This window comes from Komagataeibacter swingsii, from assembly GCF_003207895.1.
GTDB lineage: Bacteria > Pseudomonadota > Alphaproteobacteria > Acetobacterales > Acetobacteraceae > Komagataeibacter > Komagataeibacter swingsii.
On sequence record NZ_NKUB01000038.1, the window covers coordinates 1 to 18237 of the forward strand.

Consider the following 18237-nt stretch of genomic DNA (forward strand, 5'->3'; position numbering starts at 1 on the left):
AATACGCGATGATCGACGGCACGGTGGTGCGGGTTCACCGTCATGGCCAGGGCGCAAAAGGGGGACCCGAAATCAGGCGATCGGACGCAGTGTGACAGGATGGTCGACCAAGATCATCGCCATGACCGACGCCCTGGGTAACCTGGTCCGCTTCACCCTTATCCCCGGCCAGCATTACGACACGGTCGGGGTTGCGCCCCTTCTTGAACCGGCCGATTTCGGGGGCATTCTTGCCGACAAGGCATTTGATGTGCACTGGATTGTGGACAGCATACGCGCGCAAGGCGCCTGTGTGGTCATTCCCCAGCGCAAAAACCGCCTCGACAGACGCCCGTTCGATAAAGCCCTGTTCAAAGCGCGCCATCTTGTCGAGAACTTCTTCTGCAAACTCAAGGAGTTCAAGCGCATCGCCATGCGCAGCGACAAGACAGACAGGTCATTCTCGGCCATGATCTATCTCGTAGCCGCAGTCATCAATTCACGCTAATCCCCAACAGGCCCCAAAAAGCTTCAGAAGACGCTGCTTTCTTGACAAAATGCGGCACCGGAAAGCTTTGTTTTTTATCAACGGACTGTGTTGAAACAGTCCCTGACTGACCTGCATCAGGTCTTCCTGTCCGGCCCTGATATAGTAAACACAATGTCCACACCCGCTGGCTGATGCCATGACAGGCCACGCATCGGGATATGGAACTGGGGGATAGGCGTCAATGTCGGTCGGAATGGCCCTGTTACTGGCTGTTGTGGCCATATGCGTTGTCGTTTTCCTGATTGAACGGGTCAAGCTCAACCCGTTCCTGGCCCTGCTGATCGCGTCCATGCTGCTGGGCTTTGCCGCCGGCATGCCCGCTTCACGGGTGGTGGCGTCGTTTGAAGGCGGGGCGGGGCAGGTGCTGGGGCAGATTGCCTCGGTCATCGCGCTGGGCACCATGCTGGGCAAGATGCTGGAAGTGTCGGGCGGAGCTGACCGCATCGCCATGACGGTGGTGGCCCTTGCGGGACCACGGCGGCTGGATTGGGCCATGATGGTGATCGGCCTGCTGGTCGGGCTGTCGGTTTTCTTTACCGTGGGCTTCGTCATCCTTGTGCCGCTGGCCTTTTCCATCGCGCGGCAGACGGGGCGGCCCATCCTGCATGTGGCGCTGCCGGTTACGGCCGCCCTGTCGGTGGTGCAGGGCTATATGCCGCCCCATCCCGGCACCATGTTCGCCCTTGCCGCCTATCATGCCGATATCGGGCGTGTCATCTGGATGGGGGCCGTGGTCAGCGTGCCGGTCGCGATCATTTCGGGGCCGCTCTATACCCGCTTCATCGTGCCGCGCCTGCCAGCCGATGCGGGGGCCGGGGCGGAACACGCGCACGGGCATGACGCGCCCCGCGCGCAGGCGGACCTGCCGGGGTTCGGCATTACGCTGTTCACCATCCTTGCCCCCATGGTCCTGATGCTGGCGGGATCGGCCACCCGTTTCATGGGGCCGGCCGCAAGCAGTGGGTGGGCGGTTGTCCTGCGGTTTGTGGGCGACCCGAATGTGGGGCTGGCGCTGGCGGCGCTGCTGTCATTCTGGACGCTGGGGCTGCGGCGGGGGATGACGCGCGAGAAGATACTGGCCTGTTCCAACGAATGCCTTGGCCCGCTGGCCAGCCTGCTGCTGATGATCGGCGCGGGCGGCGGTTTTGGCGCGGAACTGATGGATAGCGGCATTTCCGATGCGATCGCCCGCGCCGCAGTGGACATGCATGTGCCGCTGCTGTTCCTGGCATGGGGGCTGGCGGCGGGCATGCGCGTGGCGGTGGGGTCCGCCACCGTCGCCATGAGCACCACGGCCGGAATCGTGGCCCCGATCATGGCGCACGGGTCTGGCACCTCGCCCGAGCTGCTGGTGCTGGCGACGGGGGCGGGGGCGGTCATGTTCGGGCCGATGAATGATTCGGGGTTCTGGCAGGTGCGTGATGCGCTGGGCCTTACGGTACCGCAGACATTGCGTACATGGTCGGTGATCGAGACGCTGATCGGGCTAGCGGGTCTGGTGATGTGCGTGCTGCTGGGCTGGTGCGGCCTGTAGGGTGCGGTAGGCCACGCGGCATTATAAAAATAAGGCCACCCGTTCAGGTCGCCGGGTGGCCTTGTCATGTCTATGGGTTTCTGTAATTTCAGTCGTGTTTCAAAAACAGCTTGATATCCAGCCCTATGCCCTTGCGTGATATGGTGACTTTTGGGTACAAGTCGGCATTTGTTGTTATGTAATCGTCAAAATCAATAACATATTTGCTCTTCCTTGTCATAGAGGAAGTCATGTAAAATATCCGCTGTATCCGGTATTACTTTTTCATCTTTGCTTATGGAAATCTCATAAACGGATATATTTTCTACATAAAACGTATCTTTGTAATTCCCGAAGAGGGAATTGAGGTTGTTTATTATCCCCATGGCGGGTGCCCTTTCATATGCTGCATCTCAGATACAACAAAATCCCGCTTGTAATTACAAATTTGTGTAAATAACACATATTCTGTAAATATAAGTAATTCCAATAGCCGAACAGGTTGCTGCCTGACATTGCAAGCGTTTGCAGGCCGGTTGGATGGTTATGGCCAAGGGATGGGGTGCCGAAGGGGGCATGGCGGTTTTGCCCATGCCGAAGGCCCTGCCAGGCAGGGCAGGCGGAAATGACCGGGAATGCAATGCGACTGCCACCGGACCCGTTTCCGGTCGCGATCAGGATGGCCTTGTCCCGCGCCGCCCCATGGAATCAGGGGAACGGTTTACGACTGGGGGCAAATTCTGGAATGATGGAAAATCAAGGGGGAAGGTGGTGCCGACACTCGGAATTGAACCGAGGGCCTACTGATTACGAATCAGTTGCTCTACCCCTGAGCTATGTCGGCAGACCTGTGGCGTCTGATAAACGATGGTCTGGCATGATGCAATATCTCAAATGCGGCATTCCCCATTTTAATTTGGTCTATATGCTGGGTCCGGTATGAACACGTCCTCTTCTTCTCCACATCTGCGTTGTGATGATGTGGAACCCGGTCCCATCCGCCATGTGCGCGTCATCGGTGGCCTGTCGGAATGCCCCGGCTGCGGCCTGTACCAGCGCCTGCCGGATCTGGAGCCGGGGCAGCAGGCGTCATGCGTGCGCTGCGGGCAGAAACTGGCGCGCAGGCGGCGCACCGCGCCACTGGCCACGCCGCTGGCGTTCTGCATAAGCTCGGCTGCGTTCTATCTGGCGGCCCTCGCCTCATCGCTCATGACGCTGGATGTCTATGGCAGGCAGCGCACGGTGGACCTGCTGACCGGGCCGATGGAACTCATGCATGAAGGGTGGGGGGAGGCCGGTGTGCTGGTCGGCGCGGTGACCGTGCTGGCGCCTGCCATAGCCATCGGGTTCATGTTCGCCATCCTGTACGCCGCGTCATGCCGGCAACTGCCGGACTGGGCGCCGCGTGTGCTGGTCTGGTATGACAAGCTGCGGCCATGGTCGATGGTCGAGGTCTATATCCTTGGCATTTTCGTTGCCTATACCAAGCTGACCGACCTGGCGCATGTCGATGTGGGGCCTGCCGTGTACCTGATCGGCGCATTGATGCTGACCATGGCAGCCACGGATTCGACGCTGGATACCGAAATGATCTGGCGGCACCGCCGCATCGATTCCCTGACCCGCGCCGAAGGCGGCCTGGCGGTCGAGGTGGACTACGTGCATGTGGATGACGTGGGCATGCCGCCGGTGGACCATCTGGTGGCCTGCACGTCGTGCGGGCTGGTGGGGGAACTGGCGCATCCGGTTTCCAACCTGACCTGCGTGGGGACCTGCCCGCGCTGCGAACACAAGGTCTGGCGTCGCCTGCCGCAGTCACTGACACGCACCACCGCCTTCCTGATCGCGGCCATCGTCTTCTATATCCCCGCCAACCTGTACCCGGTCATGACCTTCATGCGCATGGGCGGCGGCGGTGGGCATACCATCGTCGAAGGCGCGATCGAGTTGTGGATGGACGGCATGATCCCGCTGTCGCTGCTGGTGTTCTTCGCTTCCATCACCGTCCCGATGCTCAAGATCGCAAGCCTTGGCTGGATGGTCTGGCAGACATGGCATGGCGCGCGCGGGCACCTTGTGGCCCGGACCCGGCTGTTCCGGGTGGTGGACATGGTGGGCCGGTGGTCCATGATCGACGTGTTCATGATTTCGATCCTTGTCGCGGTCGTACGCTTCAACGCCATGGCCAGTGTCACCGCCAATGCGGGCATGGTGGCCTTTGCCGCCGTCGTGGTGCTGACCCTGCTGGGGGCATGGAGCTTCGATCCCCGCATCATGTGGGACGCGGCGGGACGCAACGGGCGGGTGGTGGATGGCCTGCCCCCGTCCATTCTGCGCGCGCAGGTAACGCGCAATCCCGGACAGGCGACCCCTTCACCTTCCCTTTCCCCGGCCGGCACCGGACCGGCCAGCATGGAGCCAGATCAGGCGTGAATGACGATTTCCTTTCCAATGACCCGCAGGGGGGCGTACCGCAGGCCCGTGCGCGGCGGTACCGTTTCTCCGTGGTCTGGCTTGTGCCGATCGTCGCCATCCTGATCGCGGGTTACCTGGGCTGGCGCGGCCTGACCGAGCGCGGGCCGCTGATCGTCATAAGCTTCGATACGGCCGATGGCCTGACCAGTGGCCAGACTGAGGTCAAGAACAAGTCGGTGCCGCTGGGCACGGTCGATTCCATCCGGCTGAGCGATGACCTGCACCATGTCGAGGTCGCGGTGCGCATGACATCCTCCGCGGCCCGCACGCTGACCGACCATGCCCGTTTCTGGGTCGTGCGTCCGCGCATCAACGGCGCCAGCGTCACCGGCCTGGAAACCGTCATGTCCGGCGCCTACATCGCCATGGACGCAGGGGAACCGGGCGGGCATTACACCACGCATTTCAAGGGGCTGGAATCGCCGCCGGGCGTGCGTTCGGACCAGCCGGGGCATACCTATACGCTGATTACGCAGTCTCTTGGCTCGCTCGGCCAGGGTGCGCCGATCTTCTTCCGCGACGTGGTGGTGGGGGAAGTGCTGGGTTACACCATGCCGCCTGAAGGCCGCGGCCCGATCAGGGTGCAGATTTTCGTGCAGGCCCCGTATGACAGTTACCTGCGCACCACCACGCGCTTCTGGAACGTGTCCGGCGTGCAGGTGGGCCTTGGTCCGGGCGGGCTGAAGGTCAAGCTGCAGTCACTGCAGGCGCTGCTGTCCGGCGGTGTCGCGTTCGATCCGCCCGATGCGCGCAACGAAAGGAATACCCTGCCCAGCACCGCCGGGGCCGATACAACCTTCCTGCTGTATGACAGCGCGGAAGAAGCCAACAGCGCGGGCTACCGCGAACGCATCCCCCTTGTCACCTACCTGACCAGTTCGGTGTCCGGCCTGACGAAGGGGGGGCGCCTGACCATGTTCGGCATTCAGGTCGGCATGATCGACGATGTGAAGCTGGAGGTTGATCCCGCCACCGGCAGGGCGCATGTGCGCGTGGCCATGGAACTGCAGCCCGAACGCGTGCTCGATAACCGGCAGGTGCCCCCCGATGCCATGGCCAGGCTGCTGCGCGCGCAGGTGGCCGACGGGTTGCGCGCGTCGGTGCAGAGCACCAGCATGCTGACCGGCGAATCCGAAATCGCGCTGACCTTCGTCAGGAACGCGAAGCCCGAGCAGATCACGATGGAAGGCGACGCCATGGTCCTGCCGGGGCAGGCGGGTGGCATGGCGGGCATCATGGATTCGCTGTCTGTCATTGGCGACAAGATCGCGGCCATGCCGCTGACCCAGATGGGCGACAACCTGACCAGCCTGCTGGCCCATGCCGATGCGCGGATCAACAGCCCCGACACGAAGCAGGCGCTGACCGCGCTGCGCAGTTCGCTACAGAACCTGCAGGTCATATCGCGTGATGCCCGCAGCGAAATGCCGCAACTGCTGACCGGCATGGACAAGACGCTGAAAAACGCGAACTCGGTCCTGTCCAGTTATGGCGGCGATACCGATTTCCAGCGCAACCTGCAGCAGATGATGCAGCAGCTTAACGACGCCGCGCGCTCGCTGCGCTTCCTGTCGGACTTCCTGACCCACCATCCCTCGGCACTGATTACGGGACGATAAGACCATGCAACGCCCCTTCTTCATATATTCCGCGCGGCGGGCCATGGCCGCGACCGCCATGGCGGGAACGCTTATGCTGGCCGGGTGCGGGTCGTCCGACCCGACGCTGTATTCGCTGGCCCCGGTGGCCAGTACGCAGCCCGCCGTTGCCGGGTCGCAGGTCCCTGCCGTGATCGAGGTCCGCACCCCCGGTGTCCCGTCCTCACTGGACCGGCAGACCATCGTGGGCGTGCAGGATGATTACAGCGTGACACCACTGACGGGCGCTGCGTGGAGCGAGCCGCTGGCCCTCATGCTGGGCCATGTCCTGTCCACCGACCTGCAGCAGCGCCTGCCGGGCCGGACCGTCTTTGCCCAGAATGACGCCACCACCATTCCGGCGGAGGGCGCGGTCGAGGTCGAGATTACCCGCTTCGCGCGTGATTCGGCGGGGCTGGTGCATCTTGCTGGCAGCCTGTCCGTGCACAGGGTGGGGGATGCGGATCATGGCCTGTCCGTGCCGCTCGACCTGACGGCGTCACCCGCCGGCACCGGCACGCGCGCCATGGTGGCGGCATTGAGCCAGCTTACGGGACAGGTGGCGGACATGGCGGCCGAACGGTTGCAGGCGTTGCCCGCGGCCCCTTCAGGCCATAAGGAATAAAAGTTTCTGGGTGCCGCCTTTTTTAAAAAGGCGGCGTTCTTCGAAGCTTTTTGAAAAAAGCTTCACCAAAAATTTTTGATCATCTGCCGTCTGTTGCAGGCAATAAAAAAGGCGCCCGGAGGCGCCTTTACCGTCAGGGGGAAGGATCAGACCTTCTCCACCTGATTGTATTCCAGATCCACCGGCGTGGACCGGCCGAAGATGGAGACGCTGACCTTCAGGCGGCCACGTTCCTCGTCCACTTCCTCGATGGTGCCGTTGAAGGAGGTGAAGGGACCGTCGGCCACGCGGATCTGCTCGCCAATCTCGAAGGTGACGGACGGACGGACGCGTTCCACGCCTTCCTGCGCCTGCTTCATGATCCGTTCGGCCTCGACCTTGGGAATGGGCGAGGGACGGGTCTTGCTGCCAAGGAAGCCGGTGACCTTGGGCGTGTCCTTGACCAGGTGCCATGCCTCATCGGTCAGTTCCATGTTGACCAGCACGTAACCGGGGAAGAACTTGCGTTCCGAATTGACCTTCTGGCCCCGGCGCACTTCCGTCACTTCTTCCGATGGGACGAGGATTTCACCGAAATGATCGGCCAGGCCCTTCTGCGCGGCCTGTTCCGTGATGTGCTGGGCTATTTTTTTCTCGAAGCCCGAATAGACGTGGATCACATACCACCGCTTGGCCATGGCTGAACTCAGCCTCCCAGTCCGAAGAGTTTCCGTACGGCAAGGCCGATCACCTCGTCGACGAGGAAGAAGAAAACCGATGCAAGGCCGGCCATCGCCAGGACCGCACCCGTTGTCATCAGGGTGGCGCGTCGTGTTGGCCATGTGACTTTGCGGGCCTCGGCACGAACATCTTCAACAAATTTCGCGGGACTGACCGACACGAAATACCCTTCCTGCAACGCCACGGCGCACCAACCGGACCATTCCAGCCAGTGCGGGGCCTAAGAACCGGTGCGGGCCATTGTGGCCCGACCCATCGGGTGCCAGGCCGGAAGGGTAATGCCCGACCGGAAAATGGCAGGGGTGGAGGGTCTCGAACCCGCAACCTCCGGTTTTGGAGACCGGCGCTCTAGCCAATTGAGCTACACCCCTGCAAAGCCGCCTGCATCAACCCGAAACATCGTGGCGTGGCATCTGCCGCGCCATTTCGGGCCATCCATGCGAACCCGGCACAGGAAGCGGAAAAAAGTATGACTCGCGTCGAAAGTCAAGGGGGTAGGGCATAAAAATGAAAGTTTTACCCGTTTGCCCGCCGCCACGGGTTTATGGGCTTGCCACGCGCAGGGCGGAAACGGTATAGGTGCAGCCAACCTTATGGGCGGGCGTAGCATAGTGGTAATGCAGTAGCCTTCCAAGCTTCTGAGGAGGGTTCGATTCCCTTCGCCCGCTCCATACTCCCCCCTGAAATCACCGGACAGTCCCGGACATGATGCCGGATTCGCGGCGGTTCGGCCGTGCTGTCGGCAGGGGGAAGGGTAGCCTTACATGACCATGACCGGTTCTTCCACGATTCACCCGCGTATCGTGCTGGGCACGTGTTGCCTCAGCCTGCTGCTGGTCATGATGGACGTGACGGTCGTCAATGTCGTGCTGCCCTCCATCCGCGCGGAAATGCATGGCGGTTTTTCCACCCTGCAATGGGTGGTGGACGCCTATACGCTGATGGTCGCCAGCCTCATGCTGCTGGTGGGGTCGCTGGCCGACAGGTTCGGGCGGCGGCGGATGTTCCTGCTGGGGATCGGGCTGTTCTGTGGCGGGTCCGCCCTGTGCGGGATGGCGCGCAGTGTCGAGATGCTGGTCATGGCGCGCGCGGTGCAGGGCATTGGCGGGTCCATGCTCAACCCCGTTGCCCTGTCGATCCTGACCAATGTGTATGTGGAACCTCGCGCCCGCGCGCAGGCGATCGGCATATGGGGGGCGACGTCCGGCGTGGCGCTGGCGCTGGGGCCGGTCGTGGGCGGCATCCTGGTGCACTGGGTGGGGTGGCAGGCGGTTTTCTGGGTCAACGTGCCCATCGGCCTGGTCGCGATCGCGCTGACGCTGCGCTTCGTGCCCGAATCCCGTGGCGGGCGCAGGCGCGGCATTGACGCGCCGGGACAGCTTCTGGCCATCGTGGCGCTGGCCATGATTACGTCCGGACTGATCGAGGCCCATAATTACGGCTGGTCATCCCCCACCATTTCCGGGTTCCTCGGGTTCGGCGCGCTGTCGGTGCTGGGCTTCATCATCGTGGAACGGCGGGCGGCCGCGCCCCTGATCGACCTGCGGTTTTTCCGGGCATGGCCCTTTTCCGGCGCGATCGTGACGGCGGTGCTGGCCTTTGCCATCTTCAGCGCGTTCCTGTTCCTCAACACCCTCTACCTGCAGGATGTGCGCGGCCTGCCCGCGCTGCAGGCCGGGCTGTGCACGCTGCCCTTCGCCTTTGGCAGCATGACATGCGCGCCGCTGTCGGGGCGGCTGACGGGGCGGTACGGCGCGCGCCTGCCGCTGCTGGTGTCGGCTGTCGGATTCGGGATCAGCGCGCTGCTGCTGACCGGGCTGGACGCGCATACGCCGCTCTGGCTGCTGCTGGTGTCGTACGGCCTGTGCGGGTGCGGGTTCGGGATGTGCAACGCGCCTATTACCAATTCCGCCATTTCGGGCATGCCGCGCGCGCAGGCGGGGGTGGCGGCGGCCATTGCGTCCACCAGCCGGCAGGTGGGGGCGTTGCTGGGTATTGCGCTTGGCGGCGCGCTGAGTGCGGGCAGCGTGCGTGCCGGGGGCGTGCAGTGGGCGGAATTCCCCCACGCCACGCATGTCGTGTGGTGGTGCATGGCCATTGCCGCCGCCGGGATTGCCGGGCTGGGGCTGGTTTCAACCGGAATCCGGGCAAGGGAAAGCGCGCGGCAGGTTGCTGCGCTGCTCGATTCCAACTGACGCATTATTGATATGCACTCAATGCATATCATTGCCTGAATGATCCTGCCATGCGGGACGCGCCAGGGCGTAACAAAATCTCGGGTTTGCTGTTTCCGAAATGGTGTCCTGCATGTATGATCCCGCCAACCTGTAGCGGGGGTGTTCACGTGCGCGGGAAAACGGGCGGTTCAGCGGTATCTGACGATGCCTTCAGGCTGCCAGGTCTGTTGCGTGTGCCTGCGCTGCGTGCTAGAGCCGCGCCAGCAGCGCACGGGGCCAAGGTTTCCGGGCAGGCGGCTTGTGTTTGAATCAAGATTCTGGATTGGAAAAGCGGACAGTGGATTCGGGTGGAACGACCTCAATACCGATCGCCTCCATTGCCAATGGCCTTCCCGGTCGTTATGCGACGGCGCTCTATGAGCTTGCGGCTGACCGCAAGCAGCTTGACCCTGTTCTGGAGCAGGCATCCAGCCTTGCCGGACTGATCGACGGCAATGCCGACCTGCGCACCGTCCTGACGGATCGCACGCTCGACATCCGCGACAGCCGCAAGGCGGTCGATGCCGTGCTGGAGGCTGAAGGTTTCAGCCCCCTTATGCGTGATTTTGTCGGCGTGGTGGCGAATAACCGCCGCTTTCCGCGCCTGCGTGAAATTCTAGCCGCGCTGGCGGCTATCGCTGCGGCCCGGCGCGGGGAAGTGGTGGCGGATGTCGTCTCCGCCCACCCCCTGACCGATCTGCAGCGTGTCCAGCTTCGCAGCCGCCTTGCCGAGGCCGGCTATTCCAAAGTCAATATCCAGGAGCGTGTTGACGCGGCCCTGCTGGGCGGTCTGGTCGTGCGCATTGGCGCCCGCCTGTATGATACCAGCCTCAGATCCCGCCTTACCCGCCTGCACCATGCCATGAAGGGAGCCGCGTGATGGAAATCCGCCCCTCCGAGATTTCGGATATCCTCAAGCAGCAGATCGCTACGTTCGACAAGGCCGTTGACGTTGCCGAGACAGGTACCATCCTGTCGGTGGGTGACGGCATTGCCCGTGTCTACGGCCTGCAGAATGTTGAAGCCGGCGAAATGCTGGACTTCCCCGCCAGTGGCCAGAAGGGCATGGCCCTGAACCTTGAGAATGACAACGTCGGTGTCGTCATTTTCGGTGATGACAGCGCCATGCGCGAAGGCGACACCGTCGCCCGCACCGGCAAGGTCGTGGAAGTCCCGACCGGCAAGGCCCTGCTGGGCCGCGTGGTCGATGGCCTGGGCAACCCGATCGACGGCAAGGGGCCGCTGGTTGGCGAAGTCATCAGCAAGCGTGCGGAAATCAAGGCGCCCGGCATCATGCCGCGCCAGTCCGTCAGCGAGCCGATGCAGACCGGCATCAAGGCCATTGACGCGCTCGTGCCCATCGGGCGTGGCCAGCGTGAGCTGATCATCGGTGACCGCCAGACCGGCAAGACCGCCATCCTGATCGACACCATCGTCAACCAGAAGAGCGTCAACGCCCTGGGTGACGACAAGAAGTCGCTGTACTGCATCTATGTCGCCATCGGGCAGAAGCGTTCGACGGTTGCGCAGCTGGTGCGCACGCTGGAGGAAACCGGCGCGATGGAATATTCCATCGTCGTGGCCGCCACCGCGTCCGACCCGGCCCCGATGCAGTACCTGGCGCCGTATGCCGCCTGCTCCATGGGCGAATACTTCCGTGACAACGGCATGCATGCCCTGATCGTGTATGATGACCTGTCCAAGCAGGCCGTCGCATACCGCCAGATGTCGCTGCTGCTGCGCCGTCCGCCGGGACGTGAAGCCTATCCGGGCGACGTGTTCTACCTGCATTCGCGCCTGCTGGAACGCGCGGCGAAGATGTCCGACAAGTTTGGCGCGGGTTCCCTGACCGCCCTGCCGGTGATCGAGACGCAGTCCGGTGACGTGTCCGCCTATATCCCGACCAACGTGATTTCCATCACCGACGGTCAGGTCTTCCTTGAAACCGACCTGTTCTACCGTGGCATCCGCCCCGCCGTGAACGTCGGTGGTTCCGTGTCGCGTGTCGGTTCGGCGGCGCAGATCAAGGCGATGAAGCAGGTTGCCGGCAAGATCAAGCTGGAACTGGCGCAGTATCGTGAAATGGCGGCGTTCTCGCAGTTCGCATCCGACCTGGACCCGGCGACGCAGAAGCAGCTGGCCCGTGGCGCGCGTCTGGTCGAGCTGCTGAAGCAGCCCGAGACCTCGCCCCTGTCGGTCGAGGAACAGGTGGTTGTCCTGTATGCCGGCACACGTGGCTATATCGACAGCGTGCCGGTCGACCAGGTGACGACATACGAAAAGCGCCTGCTGGACGATGTCCGCACGTCGGGCAAGGACATTCTGGAATCGATCCGCACCCAGCGCCAGCTGACCAAGGATATCGAAAGCCGCCTGAATGATTTCCTGACGACGTTCGGCCGTCAGTTCGCCAACTGAGGAAGATCGGGCAACCATGGCTTCCCTGAAGGAACTGCGCGCACGGATCGGCAGCGTCAAATCGACGCGAAAGATCACCAGCGCGATGAAGATGGTGGCGGCGGCAAAGCTGCGCCGGGCGGAAGCCCGCGCGGCGGCCGCACGGCCCTATGCTGATGCAATGCGCCGCATGCTGGCCGAAGTGGGTCGCAGCGTGGCGGGCGAAGGCGGGCAGCCGGCGCTGCTGACCGGAACGGGTCAGGACAGGGTGCATCTGATTGTCCCCATGTCCAGCGACCGTGGTCTGGCCGGTGCATTCAACTCCAACATCAACCGTACGACCCGTAACCTGGTGCTTCGGCTCCAGGCGGAAGGCAAGACGGTCAAGATCCTGCCGGTCGGGCGCAAGACGTACGAATTTCTTATGCGTGACTTCTCCGATCTGATCATCGGTCACCGTCACCTGTCCGCCAGCAAGGAAATCCCCTTTTCGTCGGCGACGGAACTGGGTGAACAGATTACGTCCCTGCTGGAAAAGGGTGAATTCGACGTCTGCACACTGGTGTACAACCAGTTCCGCAATGTCATGACCCAGACGCCGACGGAAATGCAGCTTGTGCCGCTGGCGCTGCCGGAAAATGACAATACGGACAACGCCGACATCGCCAGCTACGAGTTCGAGCCGGACGAAAGCACGATGCTGTCAAGCCTGCTGCCACGCAACCTGCAGGTCCAGTTGTACGCGACCATGCTGGAAACGGCGGCGGGTGAGAACGGCGCGCGGATGACCGCGATGGATAACGCCACCCGTAACGCTGGCAAGGCCATCGACCGCCTGACCCTGACCTACAACCGTACGCGTCAGACCAATATTACCAATGAACTGATCGAGATCATCTCGGGCGCCCAGGCTGTCTGAGGATCGATCTTCACGCTCACAGGAGCTGTCCCATGTCGGAAACCACAACTCAAGAGGCTCCTGTCTCCACGCAGGCGCAGAAAAGCAATGTCGTTGGTCGTGTGACGCAGGTCCGCGGCGCCGTTGTTGACGTTCAGTTCGAGGGTACGCTGCCGCATATCCTCGAAGCCCTGCACGTTCAGCTGAACGGCCAGACCTTGGTGCTGGAAGTGGCGCAGGAAATCGGCGAACACGAAGTCCGCTGCATCGCCATGGATACCACTGATGGCCTGAGCCGCGGCGCGGAAGTTTCCGCCACCGGCAGCCAGATCACCGTGCCGGTCGGCCCGGGCACGCTGGGTCGTATCCTGAACGTGATCGGTGAGCCGATTGACGACCGTGGCCCGGTCAAGTGCGAAGGGCGCGCGCCGATCCACCGCGCCGCCCCGGCGTTTGACGAACAGGCCGCCGCGACCGAAATCCTGCCCACGGGCATCAAGGTGGTTGACCTGCTGTGCCCGTACCTCAAGGGCGGTAAGGTTGGCCTGTTCGGTGGCGCTGGCGTGGGCAAGACCGTCATCATCCAGGAACTGATCAACAACATCGCCAAGGCGCATGGCGGCGTGTCGGTCTTTGCCGGTGTCGGTGAACGTACCCGTGAAGGGAACGACCTGTATTACGAAATGCAGGATGCGGGCGTCATCAAGATCAATGGCGATTCGACCGACGGGTCCAAGGTGGCGCTGGTCTATGGCCAGATGAACGAGCCGCCGGGCGCGCGTGCCCGTGTCGCCCTGTCCGGTGTGACGGTTGCGGAATACTTCCGCGATGTCGAAGGCCAGGACGTGCTGTTCTTCGTCGATAACATCTTCCGCTTCACGCAGGCTGGCGCCGAAGTGTCCGCGCTGCTGGGCCGTATCCCCTCCGCCGTGGGCTACCAGCCGACGCTGGCGACGGAAATGGGTGCGCTGCAGGAACGCATCACCTCGACCAAGAAGGGTTCGATCACCTCGGTGCAGGCCGTCTACGTCCCCGCCGATGACCTGACCGATCCGGCGCCCGCGGCCACCTTCGCCCATCTTGACGCGACCACGGTGCTGAACCGTTCCATCGCGGAAATGGGCATCTACCCGGCAGTTGACCCGCTGGACTCCACGTCCCGCTCGCTTGATCCGAAGATTGTTGGTGACGAGCACTATCAGGTGGCGCGTGACGTGCAGCGCATCCTGCAGACCTACAAGTCCCTGCAGGATATCATCGCCATCCTGGGCATGGACGAACTGTCGGAAGATGACAAGCTGATCGTGGCGCGCGCGCGTCGTATCCAGCGCTTCCTGTCCCAGCCGTTCCACGTGGCCGAAGTGTTCACGGGCGCGCCGGGCAAGCTGGTTTCGCTGGAAGATACGGTGCGTTCGTTCAAGGCGATCGTGGCTGGTGAATATGACCACCTGCCCGAAGGTGCGTTCTACATGGTCGGTGCGATCGAGGAAGCGGTGGCCAAGGCCGAGAAAATGAAGGAATCGGCCTGAACCCCGACCCACTGACGCAAGGAAGATAGACCATGTCCATTAAGGTCAAGATTGTCAGTCCGGAGAAGGTGCTGTTTGCGCATGACGCCGATATGGTCGTCATGCCGGGGTCGGAAGGTGACATCGCAGCGATGCCGGAACATGCGCCGCTCATGCTGACACTGCGCGGTGGCGTGGTTGATGTGTATGAAGGTGATGTGGTGATGCATCGCTTCTTCGTGGCGGGTGGGTTTGCCGATATCGCGCCGACCCACTGCACCATCCTTGCCGACCGGGCGCTGAAGGTGGAAGACGTGTCGGTTGACGATGCGGAAGCACGTCTGGCCGCGCTGGAAAAATCCTATGAGGAAGCGGACAAGATGAACGTGCCCGCCCTTGATATCCTCATGGACAAGATCCAGTCGGCCCGTGCCGAGATCGAGGCCGGGCAGTCCGCCATCCCGGCCATGTCCATCTGATGGTTCATCCCGCCCCGTAACCGGGTCGGGATTGCGATGGAGATACGAAAAAGCGCCCTGCATGGGGCGCTTTTTTTATGCCTGTCCTTCAAGGGTATTCGCCAACAAGTCCTTTGATAAAAATACAAACACGTTCAGGCATTGCCTTCTTTTCAAGCGACGCTTTCCTGATCCCTGTAAAAAGCATCACCGGCAACGCGCTTGGGGGGGGTGGGCTGTTCAAAACGTCTGCCTGCAAAACATTCTGGAAATTGGAAGCGTTTTTGGTGAGGCTTTTTCCAAAAAGCTCCAGGGAATGCCGCCCTTTTTTAAAAAGGCGGCACTCCAAAACGTCCATTTTTTATCAGGATATCATTTCCAAACAGGCTTTTAGCCGCGGCCGCGATAGCCGGGCACGTCCTGTGCCGGGATCCACACGCCTTCGGGTGGTGCGCCGGTCTGCCAGAACACATCGATCGGCATGCCGCCCCGTGGGTACCAGTATGCCCCGATCCGCAGCCATACGGGCTTCAGCAGGTCCACCAGTGTCGTTGCGATCTGCACGGAGCATTTTTCATGGAAGGCGCCATGGTTGCGAAAGCTGGTCAGGAACAGCTTGAGCGACTTGCTTTCAACAATCCATTCATCGGGAATGTAGTCAATGACGATATGCGCGAAGTCCGGCTGTCCCGTAACGGGGCACAGCGACGTGAATTCCGGCGCGGTAAAGCGCACGACGTAGTTCCGGCCGCGTTCGGGTGCCGGCACGCGTTCCAGCCGGGCTTCTTCAGGGCTGTTGGGCTGGCGGGTATTCTGGCCCAGCTGCGTCAGGAACTGGCTACCATCATCAGGGGTGGGGCGGGTGTTCATCTGCGGGTCCGTCAGGAATAGGGAAGGGATGAATGGCTGATGCCGGATGGGATGGGGCAGCGTCAACGGAAATGCAGGGGGGCGGCATGCGGTTTTCCCCGCTTTCGCAACAGGGCACAGGCATGATAACTGCACCGCATGGCACGTGTAACCCGACCCGAATTCCCCGCCCCTGTGCTGGTGACCACCACAGCGGAGCTTGAGGCTGTAACCGCGCGACTGCGGCATGAGCCATTTGTAACGATCGACACCGAATTCGTGCGCGAACGGACTTACTGGCCCGAGCTGTGCCTGGTGCAGCTGGCCGGGGAAAAGGACGTGGTGGTGATCGATACGACCGCGCCGGGCATCGACCTGTCGCCGCTCGGCGCGCTGCTGGATGACGCCGGCGTGGTCAAGGTGTTCCATGCGGCACGGCAGGACCTGGAAATCTTCCTGCATCTGTTCGACCACCTGCCGGCCGCCCTGTTCGATACGCAGGTCGCGGCCATGGTGGCGGGATATGGCGACCAGGTGGGCTATGACAACCTCGTCTCCTCCCTGCTGGGTGTGCAGATTGACAAGTCACACCGTTTTTCCGACTGGGCGGCGCGTCCGCTTTCCCCGGCCCAGATCGGGTATGCCGCGGCGGATGTCACCTATCTGCGGCTGGTTTATGAAAAGCTGCTGGTCCAGCTGGAACGCGAAGGGCGTCTGGACTGGGTCGCGGCCGAACTGGATATCCTGAACAATCCCACCACGTTCCGTCCTGACCCGCTGACATTGTGGGAAAAGATGCGCCCGCGCACCAACAACCGCCGGATGCTGGGCATATTGCGCGCCGTCACCGCATGGCGCGAGGGGGAGGCCCAGCGGGTCAATGTGCCGCGCCAGAGGCTGCTCAAGGACGAAAGCCTGATGGAAATCGCGGCGACCGCGCCCGGCACCGTCGATGCGCTGGCCCGTGTGCGGGGTGTCTCGCGCGGTTTTGCCGAAGGGCGCAGCGGTCAGGCCTTGCTGGAAACCGTGGCGCAGGCGGCCATGGAACCGGAAGCCACCCTGCCGCGCTTACCAAAGGGCCGGGCAAAGGATGCGCAGCGTCCGTCACCGGCGCTGATCGCGCTGCTCAAGGTGCTGCTGGCCTCCTGTTGCGAGACGCATCGTGTCGCACCCAAGCTGGTGGCCTCGTCCGAGGACCTTGACCGCTTCGCGCTGGATGACGCAGCCGACATCCCCGCCTTTCATGGCTGGCGTAACGAGGTGTTTGGCAAGCTGGCGCGTGAACTCAAGGCCGGCCACCTGACCATGGGGGTCGCAGGTGGGAAGGTCAGGCTGATCCAGGCCTGACCCGGTTTGTGGCCCCGAGCGTGTTTTACCGGGGTTGCAAACAGGTTATGCGCAGAACTGTCCACAAGATTCTGTGGCATGGCAGTTGAGCCGGGCACAGTATAAGCCTAATTTCCCACCATTCCGCGTAAGGAGTGCAGAACGATGGCGATGGAATGGACCGAGGAGACGATCGCGCGCCTGCGTGATCTGTGGCAGCAGGGCTTATCGACCGCGGAAATCGGCCGCCAGCTCTCTGTCACAAAGAACGCGGTGGTTGGCAAGGCGCACCGTTTGGGCCTCAAGCCGCGTCCATCGCCCATCCGGCGCGCGGCAAAGGCGGCTCCTGCGCCGACGGCCGAAGCCACGGTGGCGCCCGCCGCCGAAAGCACGCCTGTGGCCCCAAAACCCGAAGTCACGGCAGCCCCGGCGGCGACAGCCGCCCCTGCGCCGCAAAAGGCTTCCGCAAAAGCACAGGCGGCCCCGGCGGCCGCACCGCAGCCCAAGCCCGCGGCAGCCGCCCCCGTGGCAGAGGACGCGGCCCCCGAACCCCGCCCCGCCCGCGCGCAGCCCCGCACGACGGCAAAATCCGCCCTGCGCCCGGTCAGCGAGCCACGGCGGCGCAGCAGCCAGTCCTGCTGCTGGCCGCTGGGTGATCCGGGCACGCCGGGCTTCCATTTCTGTGGCGCCACCCCGCTGCCGGGCAAGCCGTACTGCGCGGAACATGCGCAGCTTGCCTACGTCAAACTGCGGGATCGTCGCGATAACGTGGCCTGATCTGTTTTCGTCTTTAGGGATGATCTGAAACGACAGGCGTTTCCGGGTGCCGCCTTTTTTAAAAAAGGCGGCGCTCTTTTGAAGCTTTTGCAAAAAGCTTCACCAAAAACTTCTTTTAATTTTAAAATGCTATCATGAGCTGACTTTTCAAACAGTCGCTTATGGGTGCATTTCCCGGCCTGCCTTTTCATGCAGCCGTCGGGAATTGCATTAGAGCACGCTGCGAATAGCTTGAATCGCAGGATTTCCAAAGGGCATGTGATGTGATTCAAGATGAAGACTGGCGGAGGAGGCCAGACTTCATGCCCA

General features: G+C 62.4%; 17 protein-coding genes and 3 tRNA genes. 14 read left to right on the forward strand and 6 right to left on the reverse strand.

Annotated elements, in window-relative coordinates; translation table 11 throughout:
- Positions 1–91: 91 nt before the first annotated feature.
- Positions 92–487: a transposase gene (locus tag CFR76_RS15680; protein ID WP_167402156.1), complete on the forward strand. Its 396-nt coding sequence runs from the start codon at positions 92–94 to the stop codon at positions 485–487.
- A gap of 223 nt (positions 488–710) precedes the next feature.
- The gene (locus tag CFR76_RS15685; RefSeq protein WP_110557791.1) at positions 711–2063 is read left to right on the forward strand and encodes a GntT/GntP/DsdX family permease; all 1353 of its coding nucleotides are present in this window, start codon (positions 711–713) and stop codon (positions 2061–2063) included.
- A 748-nt stretch (positions 2064–2811) separates the two neighbouring features.
- Here the strand turns inward: CFR76_RS15685 and CFR76_RS15695 are convergent.
- Positions 2812–2886 (reverse strand) — tRNA-Thr (locus CFR76_RS15695).
- Positions 2887–2981: 95 nt separating this feature from the next.
- On the opposite strand from CFR76_RS15695, the gene CFR76_RS15700 reads away from it, so the two are divergent.
- The 3 genes from CFR76_RS15700 to CFR76_RS15710 are packed head-to-tail and all read left to right on the forward strand — an operon-like array spanning position 2982 to position 6779.
- Positions 2982–4475, forward strand: a complete 1494-nt coding sequence (locus CFR76_RS15700; protein ID WP_110557792.1) for a paraquat-inducible protein A — start codon at positions 2982–2984, stop codon at positions 4473–4475.
- Positions 4472–6136 (forward strand): PqiB family protein, encoded by a 1665-nt coding sequence (locus CFR76_RS15705; RefSeq protein ID WP_110557793.1) that lies wholly within the window; start codon positions 4472–4474, stop codon positions 6134–6136. The genes CFR76_RS15700 and CFR76_RS15705 overlap by 4 nt, the downstream gene beginning before the upstream one ends.
- Positions 6137–6140: 4 nt before the next feature.
- On the forward strand, positions 6141–6779 hold the full coding sequence (locus CFR76_RS15710; RefSeq protein ID WP_110557794.1) for a PqiC family protein: 639 nt from the start codon (positions 6141–6143) through the stop codon (positions 6777–6779).
- Positions 6780–6925: 146 nt separating this feature from the next.
- On the opposite strand, the gene nusG is transcribed toward CFR76_RS15710, so the two are convergent.
- The 3 genes from nusG to CFR76_RS15725 all read right to left on the reverse strand — a co-directional run bounded on the left by nusG (position 6926) and on the right by CFR76_RS15725 (position 7870).
- Complete coding sequence (nusG, locus tag CFR76_RS15715) at positions 6926–7456, reverse strand: transcription termination/antitermination protein NusG (RefSeq protein WP_010508943.1); 531 nt, start codon at positions 7454–7456, stop codon at positions 6926–6928.
- A gap of 8 nt (positions 7457–7464) precedes the next feature.
- On the reverse strand, positions 7465–7659 hold the full coding sequence (gene secE, locus CFR76_RS15720) for a preprotein translocase subunit SecE (protein ID WP_007397644.1): 195 nt from the start codon (positions 7657–7659) through the stop codon (positions 7465–7467).
- A 134-nt stretch (positions 7660–7793) separates the two neighbouring features.
- A tRNA-Trp gene (locus CFR76_RS15725) sits at positions 7794–7870 on the reverse strand.
- A 226-nt stretch (positions 7871–8096) separates the two neighbouring features.
- On the opposite strand from CFR76_RS15725, the gene CFR76_RS15730 reads away from it, so the two are divergent.
- The 7 genes from CFR76_RS15730 to atpC all read left to right on the forward strand — a co-directional run bounded on the left by CFR76_RS15730 (position 8097) and on the right by atpC (position 14997).
- Positions 8097–8170, forward strand: a tRNA-Gly gene (locus tag CFR76_RS15730).
- A gap of 99 nt (positions 8171–8269) precedes the next feature.
- Complete coding sequence (locus CFR76_RS15735) at positions 8270–9694, forward strand: MFS transporter (RefSeq protein ID WP_110557800.1); 1425 nt, start codon at positions 8270–8272, stop codon at positions 9692–9694.
- 304 nt (positions 9695–9998) lie between these two features.
- Positions 9999–10595 (forward strand): F0F1 ATP synthase subunit delta, encoded by a 597-nt coding sequence (locus CFR76_RS15740; RefSeq protein WP_110557795.1) that lies wholly within the window; start codon positions 9999–10001, stop codon positions 10593–10595.
- Positions 10595–12133, forward strand: coding sequence for a F0F1 ATP synthase subunit alpha (gene atpA / locus CFR76_RS15745; protein ID WP_025439473.1), 1539 nt, complete (start codon positions 10595–10597; stop codon positions 12131–12133). The genes CFR76_RS15740 and atpA overlap by 1 nt, the downstream gene beginning before the upstream one ends.
- 16 nt (positions 12134–12149) lie before the next feature.
- Positions 12150–13031, forward strand: a complete 882-nt coding sequence (locus tag CFR76_RS15750; protein ID WP_110557796.1) for a F0F1 ATP synthase subunit gamma — start codon at positions 12150–12152, stop codon at positions 13029–13031.
- Between the two features lie 32 nt (positions 13032–13063).
- Positions 13064–14539 (forward strand): F0F1 ATP synthase subunit beta, encoded by a 1476-nt coding sequence (gene atpD / locus CFR76_RS15755; protein WP_110557797.1) that lies wholly within the window; start codon positions 13064–13066, stop codon positions 14537–14539.
- A gap of 32 nt (positions 14540–14571) precedes the next feature.
- Complete coding sequence (gene atpC / locus CFR76_RS15760; RefSeq protein WP_010508957.1) at positions 14572–14997, forward strand: ATP synthase F1 subunit epsilon; 426 nt, start codon at positions 14572–14574, stop codon at positions 14995–14997.
- An 88-nt stretch (positions 14998–15085) separates the two neighbouring features.
- Here the strand turns inward: atpC and CFR76_RS18180 are convergent, their stop codons facing one another.
- Both CFR76_RS18180 and queF read right to left on the reverse strand, forming a co-directional pair.
- Entirely contained in the window at positions 15086–15334 is a 249-nt protein-coding gene (locus tag CFR76_RS18180) for a hypothetical protein (RefSeq protein WP_167402157.1), read from the reverse strand.
- A 32-nt stretch (positions 15335–15366) separates the two neighbouring features.
- Entirely contained in the window at positions 15367–15846 is a 480-nt protein-coding gene (gene queF, locus CFR76_RS15765; protein ID WP_025439470.1) for a preQ(1) synthase, read from the reverse strand.
- 138 nt (positions 15847–15984) lie between these two features.
- Between queF and rnd the strand changes: the two genes are divergently transcribed.
- Together rnd and CFR76_RS15775 are read left to right on the forward strand one after the other, a co-directional pair.
- The gene (gene rnd / locus CFR76_RS15770) at positions 15985–17172 is read left to right on the forward strand and encodes a ribonuclease D (protein WP_110557798.1); all 1188 of its coding nucleotides are present in this window, start codon (positions 15985–15987) and stop codon (positions 17170–17172) included.
- 144 nt (positions 17173–17316) lie between these two features.
- Positions 17317–17928, forward strand: a complete 612-nt coding sequence (locus tag CFR76_RS15775) for a GcrA family cell cycle regulator (RefSeq protein WP_110557799.1) — start codon at positions 17317–17319, stop codon at positions 17926–17928.
- Positions 17929–18237 lie beyond the last annotated feature (309 nt).